We start from the raw sequence: 13,918 nt of genomic DNA, 5'->3' as shown, positions 1-13,918 counted from the left end.
GTTTTATTGTAACGGTTGCATCGTTTCTTCATAAACCATATACTGATTTTTACCACCATTTTTCGCATTATAAAGGGCGGTATCAGCTCGTAAGAATATTGATTGAAACTCCGGTCTTTCTGATTTATGCCAGTTAACTAATCCAGCAGAGATTGTAACAGTTGGGTTTGTTATTTTGGGAATATATTCGACAATTTCCTCCGCTAATCTAACCGCTTCATCCTCTAATATATTAGGGACATAGATTGCCATTTCTTCTCCGCCCCACCGTGCACAAATTCCTCTTGTTCCAACTACTTTATGTAGTAATTGACCAATTTGAACTAATACTTCATCACCAATATGATGTCCGTACGTATCATTTATTTTCTTGAAGTTATCAATATCAATTAATAAAAACATTCCAGAGTCATCATTCATAATTGATTTTTCAACAAAATTATCTAAATAGCTTCTAGCATACAATTTTGTTAAATGATCATGGTCAACCATTTCTTGTAATTGTGAACGGAGTATAGAATTTGAAATCGCCAAGGATGAATGATGAATTAAAGATTGCATTAATTTAAAACTATCAAATGAGAAAAAATAAGAATCTCGATGTAATACAATACTAAAGCCAGTAATGTGTTGCTCGACGATCATAGGTATTGCCATTATTGATTTATATCGTACCTCTTCTGCAATCAGTCGACTAAAATCGGCTATAAATAAAGGATCGAGTGATTTTTCAAAATGCCTCGAAACATGTTCGATATATATTTGGCTTTCCTCTGTTTTAAACAAATTAGTACAAGCATCAGTAATTTTACATTCTTGATTTTCAATAAATACAAAGCATAGTTCCATCGGTTGGAAAGATTTCATCAGTTGCTTTTGTAAAAAGGTAAGCATTTCACTAATATCCAAATTCATATTTAATCGATGGGATGTTTCATTTATCAATTGTAAATCACTAATTAAACGATGGGATTGGTGATATAGCTTAGCATTTTCAAGGGCATTACCAGATGCATGGGCAAGCATACGAATAAAGTCCTTTTGTGCTTGTGAAAAAACAAATGAAATCGGCGCACTCACCTGTAAAATACCATAAATTGCTTGTCGTCCTTTAATTGGCGCATTTAATAATGTGCAATTTAAATCAGTTGCTTGCTCTGTCGTAATGTTTCCAGATACAAACGCTTCAATAGCAGATGGTCTTTCTGATAAATAATCGAACTGCTTTATATTAATGGTTGTATGACGATCTTGGTCATTAGACAAAATCAACTCAACATTAAAATTTGGAAAGTTACTTTGAATTGTATTTAATACATTTTCCAATATTAAATCGATATCCATAGTGGAATGAAATAAATCGGTCATGTTGTACAATTTTCGATATTGATTTTCGTTAAAATGAACTTCAACCGTTTTGCTTAGTAAATATGCCGTTTTGGAAAGATAAGAAATGACCTGATCGAAATATTCAGATTTCGCTAACTCTTCCCATGCCTCACTTGTTTTAAGGAATAATACACCGTACGGATTTGAATCTTTAGCATTTAACAAAACCATATGAGTCATTTCTTTAAATTCTTCTTTTTCTTTCACAAAATATGGAATGGATATATTATTTTGTTGAAAGAAATAGGTTTCAAACAATAAAAATGGAAATCCACTATATTTCATCTCTAATGTCGTATCTATATTAAACGGAATCAATTTATTATCAACATTTAATAAAAAGCAACTTTTTTCAATATGAAAGTGTTGTTTCAAACAATCTTGAAGTAGTCCGAAATACCTATCTTCTGATGAAAGTTCATCGACAGATTGCACACATATATTTAGCAAGTCTGATTTGAAATCTATGATTGTTTGCTGATGCACTTTCATAAAATCACCTTTTCTAAATCTAAATAACCATAACTTTTCGTTTATTTCATATATATCAATATTATTCAAGTATACACTTTTTATGCCTAAATGACTATAAAATTATGGTTTGTTAGATATATATTTATAAAGAAAGGTTACTTATATATATACTCCATAACTATAAAATTATAGGACGATATTTCTTGACGTTAAACCTTAAAAATTATACAATGTTCTTTGTGTAAAATGAATGCAGCAGTTGTATAAACTTTTAAGTATTTTATTCCTCTTAATTATAAGAAGGTGTATTGCGTAACCCTTTCGGCTGCAGGGGCGAAGATACATGAAAATAAAATCCTTATGAGTATCGGATACAACTGGTTTTCTTTGTACACCAAAAAACCAAATTTAAAGGAGGAGACTCTATATGTCTCGTTATACAGGTCCATCTTGGAAAGTGTCACGTCGCCTTGGTATTTCTTTAAGCGGCACAGGTAAAGAATTAGAAAAACGCCCTTATGCACCAGGTCAACACGGTCCAAACCAACGTAAAAAATTATCTGAATACGGTTTACAATTACAAGAAAAACAAAAACTTCGTCATATGTTCGGTATGACTGAACGTCAATTCAAAAACGTATTCAATAAAGCAAGTAAATTAAAAGGTTTACACGGTGAAAACTTCATGATCCTTCTTGAAACTCGCCTTGACAACCTAGTTTACCGTTTAGGTTTAGCTCGCACTCGTCGTGGAGCACGTCAATTAGTTAACCATGGTCACATTTTAGTAGATGGTAAACGCGTTGACATTCCATCTTACAGTGTAAAACCAGGTCAAACGATTTCTCTTCGTGAAAAATCACAAAACCTTGCTGTTGTAGCTGAAGCTATCGAAGTAAACAACTTCGTTCCTGATTATTTATCATTCGACGCTGACAAAAAAGAAGGTACTTTCGTACGTCTTCCAGAGCGTTCTGAATTATCAGCTGATATCCAAGAACAATTAATCGTTGAGTTCTACTCTCGTTAATCGTTTTAATAAAACCATCAAATCCTTTCTTTGGATTTGATGGTTTTTCAGTTTTTCACGACTTAAATTTAGAGTAAATTCCTTTTTATCTTCACATAATTAATCTGTCGATTCTCTTTTTCATGAATAGAAAAAGTATATCCACTATAATTGATTGTCTGATTTTCTTTTAACTCCACATCCTGTGTAAAATACCACCCACCAATCGTATCGACATCCGAAACATCAAACTCAATATTTAGCAATTCTTCCACGTCTTCTAATAAAACACTCGCATCAATAATGTATGCACCCTCTCCAACTTTCCTTACTTCTGCCACTTCATCATCATCAAATTCATCCCGAATCTCACCAACGATTTCCTCTAAAATATCTTCAACGGTTACAAGACCTGATGTGCCACCATACTCGTCTAGTAAAATGGCGATATGGCTACGCTCCTTCTGCATTTTTAGCAGTAAATCATTGATTGGTGTAGTTTCTAAAATGTTGATAATTGGATTAATAAAATCTTCTATATTAAATGTTTCTGGTTTAATTCGATTATTCATACCTAACGTTAAGAAATCTTTAATATTGATAAATCCCAAAATATTATCTCGGTCTCCTTCGTAAACAGGGTAACGAGTATAACGCTCCACCGAAACAATATTTAAAATCTCTTCAAAAGTAGCAGCTTTTTCAAATGCGACTATTCTAGTTCTTGGGACCATTATTTCTCGGGCAATTCTTTCATCAAATTCAAAAACATTATTCACATACTTTAATTCATTTTGATTGATTTCCCCACTTTTAAAGCTTTCTGTAAGTAATAAACGAAGTTCCTCTTCTGTATGAGAAAGCTCGTGTTCACTTGCTGGCTTCATCCCAAAAATTCCGATTAACACACGAGCTGAACCATTTAAGAACCAAATGAAAGGAAATAGAATTTTATAAAAAATCATAATAGGTTTTGCAAATAGTAATGTGATTTGTTCAGATTTTTGTATAGCCACCGATTTTGGCGCCAATTCCCCAACTACAACGTGAAAGAAAGTCGCCAACGCAAAAGCCCCTGCGATTGTAAAATAATGAACGTACTCAGGCCCTATTCCAATGGCCGCAAACATGGGATGTAAAATAAATTCAAATGTTGATTCACCTACCATACCAATTCCTAGTGCAGTTACGGTAATGCCCAATTGACAGGCAGATAAATATTCATCAAGGTGACTTACTACATGCTTTGCTGCTTTTGCACCCTTATGCCCTTCCTCTAACAGCTGTTCTATACGCGAGGATCGAATCTTTACAATGGCAAACTCAGTTGCAACAAAAAGGCAGTTAAAATAATTAATAAAACAAAAATACTTAAATTGATCGCCGTCAACTCGTCGTCTTACTAAATAGTAAGACTCCACCTCCTCACAGTTTAAAACATAGCGTTTTTCAGTCATCTATAACTCCAATTAAAATAAGCGAATTTTTTTATTTGTTAATTGGATTATCATCAAATTTAAAAAGAACTACATCTAAATGATGTACTGTTGCATTACTTGTGTTTTAATTTAAATCACATTAGTACTATTAGGTTTGACGCTATAGTGTAAAATTAACCGACTTTTGTAATAAAAAAACCCAGCGAACTCTTTTCCGAATTGCCGGGAACATCTTTTACATCAATATGTATTTAAGTTGCGAACTCAGTTGTTTAAAATATCACTATTTTTTCCAGATTAACAAATAATCAACTCATCATAAGTCATACAATGCCTTCAACAACTTGTTTACCATTTAAAGGATGTGGAGTGATATGAATTGCATATATAAAATATTCATCTCAAGTCATACAATATAAATTATTGAAATTATGCAAAATTAAATTAAAAAACTCCTTAATCTAAAAATATTAGAATTAAGGAGTTTCTATTAATCAATTATAAAGTATAGTACCTCATTAAAGTATTTAATTCTTTATTCATTTCCGTTAGTTTTTCTGCAGCGATTGTAACGTTAGCAATCGCATTAATTTGCTCATCAATAGAAGATGAGATTTCTTGTACGGAAGCAGCTGTTTGTTCTGAAACGCTGGATGCATTTTCGACGCCTTCACTCATCAGCTTATTATAAGACTTCATAGTATCCATTTCTTGATTAACTGATTGTAACGATTGTGCTATTTTTTTAATTGATTCAGACATTTGATTAAATTTGCTTCGTGTTAGGGTTACATCATCATTTAACTTTTTAGCAGTTTTCATTGTACCTTCAACAGTTTCCACTGTTTTAGTCGTTTCAGAAACAATAGTAGACACTACTTCTTGTACTTGATGAGTAGCATTTTTTGATTGTTCTGCTAATTTCCTAATCTCATCAGCAACAACAGAGAAGCCTTTACCATACTCTCCAGCTCTTGCTGCTTCAATACTTGCATTTAAAGCTAGTAAATTTGTCGCTTCAGCAATGCTTTCAATCGTTTCCATTACTTCAGTAATTTGTGCTGTTTTACTATTTAATTTTCTAATTTCATCACTAACTTCTTGAGATGCTGTTAAAGAATCATTGTTTGATTGCTGTAATTGATGGACGATCTCAATTCCTTCTGTTGCTATTTCTTCAGCAGACTTAGTTATGTTTTGCATTTCATTGCTTTGATTTTCCATTGTTTCTACTGATGTAGATAATAGCTCTACTCTTCTGTTGATTTCTTCTAAATCGCTAGCTTGTGCTTGTGTACCCGTTGCAATTTCTGTAATGGCTTTACCAACTTCTTCACTACTAGCCGATGTTTCTTCCGAAATTGCAGATAAGCTAGTTGCTGAATCTAGCAATTGTTCACTAGTGTTTTTCGTTTTTTCGATTAATGTACGTAATTGCCCTGACATTTTATTGAAGGCTACTGCAAGTTGTCCTATTTCGTCACTTGATTCAGATAGGTTTGTAATTTTTATGTGCCCATCCGCAATTTGTGTAGACGCTACAGCTATTTCTTTTAGTGTATTGACTTTCTTTCGGATTGCAAAGTAAAAAACAATAGAACTTAAAAGTATCAATACAACTGTTGAACCGAAAATCATATATTGTAAAATATTTAATCCCGCATAAAATTCTTCTGTAAACACAGTAATGCCGACAGTCCAGCCCCAAGGTTCAAAATATTGCTCATAGGCAATTTTTTCTTTATAGGAACCATCATCCTCTTGGTTTAAAAATGTCACAAATCGATCTGCTTTATTTTGTGCTTTACCAGTATTGAAAATGAGTTCACGATTACTTCTATTTTGTTCATCTGATGGAGCACCACCAGTTTCAGATGGATGGATTTGCAATATTAAATCTTCATCATAGCCGTGGATAAACCCTTTTTCTTTGTATGTAAAATTAGATTGTTTAAAATTATAGACCCCATTGTCATCTTTTGGTCCATTTAAAATTACTCTCGCTCTCTCTTGCCCTTCCTCTAAAGTTAGTTCACCATTTTCTACGTTTTCATTTATTAACTCTAATACTGCATGAGCCCCTTCGGCAATGTTTTGTAACTCTCTTTTACCTGATTCTAAAAGCTGATCTTTAGCAATAATGTAACTCGTTGTACCAATAATCCCCACTGTCACAATAATGATAATTGAGATGAGTAACATTAACTTACTTGAAATACTTTTCAATTTTAGATTTTTCTTCATTTTTTTCCTCCTATCTAGTAATATTTTCGACATTTTTATAGATATTTCCATATGAAATAGATAAATTTTTTCATTTTTCGACAAATAATTTGTTTTTATGATGTTTTTAAGATGCTATTTATTTTTTTGAAGTAATCGTTTCATCATCATTATTATTAACACTAAAATATTCACATAATTTTTAAATTTACTTAACAGTTATCATAAAAAAGAAATTTGTCGTTTTTATATGACTTATAATTTATTTTTCTTATATTTATATTCATTCAATAAGTAAAATTACCTATTAAAGTGCTTATTTCCATATAAAAAAACAATATTTAGGTTCAATTATCACAATATAATTGAAAACCAACTCATTCACATAAGCGAAAATTCCCAATACAAAATAGTCCCTTTACGCTATGATTAACTATTATTATGTGAAAATACTATTATGGAGGAAAATTACATCGTGGAAAAAAGAAAGAAAAAGATTAAATTTAAGGTAACTTTGAAAACGAAATTATGGACAGCATTTTTATTAATCTTAATTGCTCCGGCCGTAATTGTAGGTGCATTTGCATTTAAGTTTTCAAAAGACGTAGTACGAGATGACATTTGGCAGGCAGCTACTTTTTCAGTTGACACGCTAAATGAAACGATTAATAAAATTATTGAGCCTAAAATGAAAGATATTGAATTACTTTCAGAATCAATAGACTCTTCGAATATTACTACACAAGCAAATTCTAATATTGGTGTTAGTGCTGATGTTTCCAATCAGTTGAATACATACAAAGATATACATGAAGAATTAGAATTAGCCTTTATCGGTACAGAAAATGGAGTTTATATTAATTCTCCTGCTTCTACAGCTAATCCCCCAGACTATGACCCAAGAACAAGAGACTGGTATAAAAAGGCAATGGAAAATAAAGGTCAAGCTGTTGTTTCAAGTCCTTATGTCTCAGCTGCTACAGGAAATTTGGTAGTGACTGTATCTAAAACTACAAAAGACGGACAAGGCGTAGTTGGTGTTAACGTTAGTTTAGAAGAAGTAAAAAAAATAACAGAAGATATTAAAATTGGTGATGAAGGTTACATTTACATACTAGATGCTGATCGTAAATTCGTTTACCATCCTGAAAAAGAACTTGGATCACTAGCACCAGATAATATACAAAATAACAACTTATACAATAGCGATTCTGGAACATTTAGTTATATACATGAGGGTAAAGACTCTAAAGATATGTTCTTTGCTACTAACGAGCTAACTGGATGGAAGTTAGCGGGTACAATGTATACAAATGAAATAGATAAGGCAGCGATGCCAGTATTAATAAATACTATAATTGTTATTGTCGCAAGTATTTTAGTCGGCAGTATTTTAATTACATTTGTTATTAGATCAATTACAAAACCTATCAATTCATTAATTCGTTCTTCGAATAAAATAGCTGATGGTGACTTTACTGAGAAAATTATCGTTAAAAGTGATGATGAAATTGGTCAATTAGGTAATAGTTTTAACGGTATGGTAAATACATTAAGTGGTATTATTAAAACTTTAAAACAAACTATTGATCACTTAGCATCATCTTCTGAGGAATTAACAGCAAGCTCTTCTCAAACTTCACATGCAACTGAACAAGTTTCAACAGCTATTCAAGATATTGCTAGTGGAGTAGAAAAGTCTACAGAGCATCTTGAAGAAAATGAGAAATCTTTAGAAAAAGTACTTGGTGGTATTTCCGGTATTTCAGTAAAATCAAAAGAAGTAACAGATCTAGCCCGAGAATCATCGAAAGAAGCAGAAGTTGGACGAGAGTCAGTTGAAGACAATCTTAACCAAATGAAATATATCCATGAGTCAGTTGGCAAATCAAATGAAGTAATCCAATCTTTATCAACACGTTCAAAAGAAATTGGCGAAATTCTAAATGTGATTAGTGGCATTGCTGACCAAACAAATTTACTTGCGTTAAATGCTGCTATTGAAGCTGCAAGAGCTGGCGAACATGGTAAAGGATTTGCAGTTGTAGCTGACGAAGTTAGAAAATTAGCTGAACAGTCACAATCATCTACTCAACTTATTGGAGAAATTATCGCTAGTATTCAAAAGGATACTGAAGTCTCTGTTAAAATGATGGGTGAAGTACTTGAAAATGCTAATACTGGTGTAACAGTAACTGAGGCGACATCTGAGAGATTTATTAAAATTATTGAAAACTCACGTAATATTACACCTCAAATTGAAGAAATGACAAATACATTGGAAACGATCTATGAGTATGTTGAGGAAGTTGTTTCAAAAGCGAAAAACATTACAGAAATATCGCAAGAAAACGCGGCAACTTCAGAGGAAGTAGCAGCATCTACGGAAGAACAGTTAGCGTCAATGGAAGAAATTAATTCTTCTGCAAAATCACTAGCTAATTTAGCCGAAGATCTTAAAAATCATGTTAATCAATTTAAAATATAATTTATAAATTCTACTCGAAACTGTCTTAACTAAAGATAGTTTCTGGGATAGATGACAAAAGGCATTCAGAACTCTAAATTCTGAATGCCTTTTTATTAATGTTTATTGGAATTTTACCATATGGTATTTTTTCTTACCGCGGCGGATGATGGCGAACTCGTCTTCAAGTCTATCTTTTCCATCTACTACGTAATCTAAATCCGTAACTTTTTCTCCATTAATAGAGATTGCTCCGTTTGTAACATCCTCACGTGCTTGACGTTTTGAAGATGAAATATTCGCTTCCACTAGGACATCCACAATATTTTTATCTTCCTTAGGTAATTCTGTGGATGGAACGTCTTTAAAGGCATTTTTCATCTCATTTGCAGATAATGCTTTTAAATCACCAGAGAAAAGTGCATCAGTAATACGCTTTGCCGTTTCAAGTGCATCTTCACCATGAATCAAACGTGTCATTTCCTCTGCTAGCGTCTTTTGTGCTTTACGTAAATGTGGTTCTTCCTGTACAGACACTTCTAACGCTTCAATCTCCTCTCGGCTTAAAAACGTAAAGATTTTTAAGTATTTAATTACATCAGCATCTGCTGAATTAATCCAAAATTGATAAAATTCATATGGAGTCGTTTTTTCAGCATCTAACCAAACTGCCCCACCAGCAGTTTTACCGAATTTCGTACCATCCGCTTTTGTAACAAGTGGAATGGTAATTCCGAAAGCTTTTGTTTCTTCTTCATGGGTTTTACGGATAACTTCTAAGCCAGTCGTAATATTCCCCCATTGGTCAGATCCACCTACTTGGATTCGTACATTATAGTGATCATATAGGTGATTAAAATCAATTCCTTGAATAATTGTATAAGTAAACTCAGTAAAGGAAATACCTGTATCTAGGCGAGAAGAAATGGTATCTTTTGCCAACATGTAATTTACATTTATTAATTTCCCGTAATCACGAAGAAATTCTATCGTACTCATTTTTCCAATCCAATCGTAATTGTTTACGAGTAACGCACTATTGTCTCCTGCATTGAATTCAAAGATTCTTTCTAATTGCGCTTTAATCCCTTGAACATTTTTATCAATTTGCTCAACTGTTTGAAGCTGTCTTTCTTCTGATCGGCCGGATGGATCTCCAATCATCCCTGTAGCACCACCAACTAAAAGGATTGGTCGGTGGCCTGCTTGTTGAAAACGACGCAATGTTAATAGCGGAACAATATGTCCAATATGCATCGAATCAGCCGTTGGATCGACACCTACATATAATGATACTTTCTCATCATTTAATAGTTTTTCCATTCCTTCAGCATCTGTTTGTTGATATAACAAACCTCGCCACTTTAGATCTTCGATTAATTGGTTCGTCATTATAAATTCCTCCTACTACCTTATGTTTTATTAATAAAAGATTAATTATACAAAAGTACCCAAAGTAAACCTGTGAATTTGTAAAAAACACTATTTCTCATTATTACAAGGAAGGTCTTCTCTATAATTGGTAAGTATCTTGTAGCCTGAAGATTGTGCATTGCCTAAGACAAAATAAAAAGCCCCTGCATACAAAATTCTCTTTTGCATGCAGGGACGTTAATATCAGTATAACGCGGTACCACCCGGCTTGAAGAAGATATCCTTCTTCCACTCATTCTTTGTCATATCGCGACAATGACGTTCAAGCTCCAAGAACGTAATTCGTGCATTTCACTTTGACTAGCTTGCACCAACCGCTAGCTCTCTTAACAGGGAATGAAAACACTACTTCAAACTTATCAATGCTTGAAAACTATACTGATAATTCTACTGAATTTCATTACAATGTCAATAAATATATAACGAAATTTTCGAAATATGCTATAATAGACAAGATTTTAGGGGGCGATTAAGTGGATCAATTTAAAAAACGTATCAAACAATTAAATGACAAAATAGAACTATTGACTACTTCTGAACGCACACGTCCTTATCGTATCACGTTAAGCGTTGTTTGGAATCTATCTTTAGTTTTCTTATTTATAATAATAACAGGTTTTGTGTTTATTTCTGCATTAGGCGCAGGATATTTTGCTTCCCTTGTAAAAGACGAACATCTTCAATCAAAGGATGAAATGTTAAGCCAAATCTATAATTATGAAGAGACTAGTGAAATCTATTTTGCGAATAATATTTACATAGGTAAACTTCGAACTGACTTGGAGCGAAGAGAAACAAAATTAGAAGATGTTTCACCACTTGTCTTAAACGCTGTTCTTGCAACAGAAGATGAGTATTTCCGCGAGCATAACGGAATTGTACCAAAAGCCGTTATTCGTGGACTTTTACAAGACTTCTTAAATTCAAGTACACAAACTGGTGGTTCTACATTAACACAACAGCTCATTAAAAATCAGATTTTAACAAATGAAGTTTCTTACGAACGAAAAGCAAGAGAAATACTACTTGCATTAAGACTTGAGAAATTTATGAATAAGGATGAAATCTTAGAAGCCTATCTTAATATTATTCCTTATGGTAGAAATGCGTCAGGGCGTAATATAGCAGGTATTGAAACCGCAGCCCAAGGGATATTTGGGATTCGAGCTTCGGAACTAAATCTTCCACAAGCTGCCTATATTGCTGGTATCCCTCAGGCACCATTTGCTTATACTCCATTTACGCAATATGGTCAATTAAAGGACGCACAAGGTCTTGAACCTGGTATTGAACGTATGAAGATTGTGTTATCTCGAATGTTAGAAGTTGGTTATATCAATGAAGCTGAGTACAATGAGGCGATCCATTATGACATTACAAAGGATTTCCGTGAACCAGAGGACCAGGCTCAAGATAACTATCCTTGGTTAACTTATGAGTTAGAAAATCGTGCGAAAAGAATTATTGCAGGTGTTCTTGCTGAGAAGGATGGCATTGACCCAGCTCGTTTAGATGAAGAAGAGAATTTACTTGAGAAATATTTAATACTTGCTGATCGAGATATTCGCTCAAGCGGCTATCGCATCTATTCAACAATAGATAAAGAGATGTACGATACTATGCAAGAAGTTGCGAAAAACTTCGAGTATTACGGACATACCTTTACAACAACAACATTAGATCCTGAAACAAACGAAGAGATTGAAGTGCAAATGCCCGTTCAAGTCGGAAGTATGTTAATTGAAAATAAAACAGGAAGAATTCTAAGCTTTGTTGGTGGTAGAGATTACGAAATTGAAGCTTTAAACCATGCAACACAGGCTTATCGTTCAAATGGATCGACGATGAAACCTCTATTGTCATATGGACCTGCAATCGAATACGGTGTAATAGGTGCTGGAAGCCCGGTTGTCGATGTGAAATTCGTACGTAGTTATGACGGCTATGCGCCATCAAACTATAGTGCAAACGAAGAACGAGGACTAATGCCTGCACGTGAAGCATTAGCACATTCACAAAACTTAACGGCTTTACGTTTATATGATTCGATTATCGATCGACGTCCAGCAACATATTTAGAGAAACTTGGATTTTCTAAATTAACTGATGGAGACTATGTAAACTTAGCTACTGCTATTGGAGCATTGGAAATTGGAGCTACTGTTGAAGAAAATACAAATGCATATACTGCATTTGCTAACGGCGGTAAATTTATCGATGCATATATGATTGAAAAAATTGTGGATTTAGATGGAAATGTTGTATTCGAGCATGAATCCGAAGCAGTTGATGTATATATGCCTGAAACAGCTTATATGATCACTGATATGTTACGAGATGTTTTAGATTATGGAACAGGCGCTAGAGCTAATAGTATGCTTAAATTCTCATCGGATTTCGCAGCAAAAACAGGTACTTCCCAAGAGTATCGTGATGTATGGTTCGTAGGTTATAACCCAAATGTTTCCCTTGGTTTATGGATGGGTTACGACGAGCAACGTTCACTATATCAATTTAATAATACGTACTATCAACCAAGTACACGAGTTAATATGTTATGGGCAAATATGATGAATGCCATGTATGATGTGAATCCAGAGCTTGTTGGTACAAGTGAACAATTTTCACCACCAGACGGCGTCGTTAATGCTTCCTTCTGTGGTATATCCGGTCTCGCCCCTTCAGAAGCTTGTTCAGATGCTGGGCTTGTCAGATCAGATTTATTTAATCGAAATGTATTTTTACCAACAAAATCAGATGACAGTTTCACTCAATCTGCAACGGTGATGATTGAAGGAAAAGCTTATGTTGCACTTGACTCTACACCTAGTGAATTCGTTATTGAAAGTGGCATTGGTTTAAATCCTGAATTCGTTGAAAGAATGCTTGGACGTTTAGGTGGCGATCCAGCCAAACTATTACCGAATAATTCTTCATTAAGCGAAAGTGTGATTTCAACATCAAAATTAGAACCTGACAGTGGAAATCCACCACCAGTAACGGTGACGTTAAATGGAAATAATATTGTTTGGACAAAATCAAAAGCAAATGATGTCATTGGCTATCGAATATATGATGTAACAGGTGGCGATCGTCATCTAGTGGCAACATTAAAAGATGGTGATGGAAGACAGTTTGTTATTGAATCAGGTAAGACTTATATCGTTGTAGCAGTTGATATTACTGGATTAGAATCTAATAATTCAGGACCTGTTACAACTGGTTCATCAAATCCCCAAAATCCAAATGACGGGAATGTTGATGAAGGAAATCATAACGGAAATGGCAATGGTCAAAATAACAATCCCGGAAATGGTAATGGGAAACCACCAGGAAACAATAACGGAAATAAACCAGACGTTATTGATGATATAATTGCTCCTGACAATGATTACGATTGGGATTAATTAAAATAAATAAAGCTGAACAGTTAAGTAATATTACTTAACGTTCAGCTTTTTTATTTTGACTATTTTTTATTGC

The 13,918-nt window shown here is 33.7% G+C and carries 6 protein-coding genes, 1 pseudogene and 1 other annotated feature; of the genes and pseudogenes, 3 read left to right on the top strand and 4 right to left on the bottom strand.

The window, feature by feature from the left end; genetic code table 11:
- Positions 1-3: 3 nt before the first annotated feature.
- The gene (locus CD30_RS07540; protein WP_036174794.1) at positions 4-1,881 is read right to left on the bottom strand and encodes a sensor domain-containing diguanylate cyclase; all 1,878 of its coding nucleotides are present in this window, start codon (positions 1,879-1,881) and stop codon (positions 4-6) included.
- A 409-nt stretch (positions 1,882-2,290) separates the two neighbouring features.
- On the opposite strand from CD30_RS07540, the gene rpsD reads away from it, so the two are divergent.
- Positions 2,291-2,893 carry a 30S ribosomal protein S4 gene (gene rpsD / locus CD30_RS07535; RefSeq protein WP_036174791.1) on the top strand — a complete coding sequence of 201 codons (603 nt, stop codon included), beginning with the start codon at positions 2,291-2,293 and terminating at the stop codon, positions 2,891-2,893.
- Positions 2,894-2,961: 68 nt separating this feature from the next.
- On the opposite strand, the pseudogene CD30_RS07530 reads toward rpsD, so the two are convergent.
- Positions 2,962-4,262: pseudogene (locus tag CD30_RS07530) on the bottom strand (hemolysin family protein).
- 547 nt (positions 4,263-4,809) lie between these two features.
- Positions 4,810-6,555 carry a methyl-accepting chemotaxis protein gene (locus tag CD30_RS07525; protein WP_036174788.1) on the bottom strand — a complete coding sequence of 582 codons (1,746 nt, stop codon included), beginning with the start codon at positions 6,553-6,555 and terminating at the stop codon, positions 4,810-4,812.
- Between the two features lie 454 nt (positions 6,556-7,009).
- Between CD30_RS07525 and CD30_RS07520 the strand changes: the two genes are divergently transcribed.
- Positions 7,010-9,022 (top strand): methyl-accepting chemotaxis protein, encoded by a 2,013-nt coding sequence (locus CD30_RS07520; protein WP_036174785.1) that lies wholly within the window; start codon positions 7,010-7,012, stop codon positions 9,020-9,022.
- 102 nt (positions 9,023-9,124) lie between these two features.
- Here CD30_RS07520 and tyrS read toward each other — a convergent pair whose 3' ends face one another.
- Entirely contained in the window at positions 9,125-10,393 is a 1,269-nt protein-coding gene (gene tyrS, locus CD30_RS07515; RefSeq protein ID WP_036174782.1) for a tyrosine--tRNA ligase, read from the bottom strand.
- Between the two features lie 209 nt (positions 10,394-10,602).
- Positions 10,603-10,807 (bottom strand) — a binding site (T-box leader).
- Positions 10,808-10,908: 101 nt separating this feature from the next.
- Here tyrS and CD30_RS07510 point away from each other — a divergent pair.
- On the top strand, positions 10,909-13,842 hold the full coding sequence (locus CD30_RS07510; protein ID WP_052126093.1) for a transglycosylase domain-containing protein: 2,934 nt from the start codon (positions 10,909-10,911) through the stop codon (positions 13,840-13,842).
- The last annotated feature ends 76 nt before the right edge of the window (positions 13,843-13,918 follow it).

Origin of the sequence: Ureibacillus massiliensis 4400831 = CIP 108448 = CCUG 49529, from assembly GCF_000772965.1 — a bacterium.
Taxonomy (GTDB): domain Bacteria; phylum Bacillota; class Bacilli; order Bacillales_A; family Planococcaceae; genus Ureibacillus; species Ureibacillus massiliensis.
Note: the sequence above shows the minus strand (reverse complement) of the source record. Positions and strands in the feature narration are given on the sequence as shown.